General features: G+C 64.2%; 1 pseudogene. It reads left to right on the top strand.

The annotated features are described in order from the left end of the window. Positions 1 to 47: 47 nt before the first annotated feature. Positions 48 to 377: pseudogene (locus EN852_RS36080) on the top strand (hypothetical protein); the annotation flags it as partial.

Below are 377 nucleotides of genomic sequence, written 5' to 3'. Positions count from 1 at the left end.
TTTTCGAAGTCAATCCACCTTTCACGCCTTGGATGTTCATGCCGGCCGTGGCGCTCGCGTACAGGATCGGCATGTCGCCGGAAGTGGCGGTTCATGTCTACAGCTATGCGATCTGCCTGGCAGGATTGGGCTTTGCCGCGCTGATCGCCAGACAGGCCGGCCTTGCCGAGAACCGCGCGCTGTTTCCAATGTTGCCGCTGTTCCTGGCCCTGCTTGTGATTTTCCCGGGCAATGCCTTCAGCGAGCGGGAGCATCTGGGGGTCGCGCTGTTGCTGCCCTTGCTGGTGCTGATGGCCTGGCGCGCGGCACCGATCGAGGGCCGCACGCCGAGCCTGCCGGTGGCGATGCTTGCTGGACTTGGCGGCAGCGTCCTGGTG

The sequence above is a fragment of the Mesorhizobium sp. M2E.F.Ca.ET.209.01.1.1 genome, from assembly GCF_004010375.2.
GTDB lineage: Bacteria > Pseudomonadota > Alphaproteobacteria > Rhizobiales > Rhizobiaceae > Mesorhizobium.
Note: the sequence above shows the minus strand (reverse complement) of the source record. Positions and strands in the feature narration are given on the sequence as shown.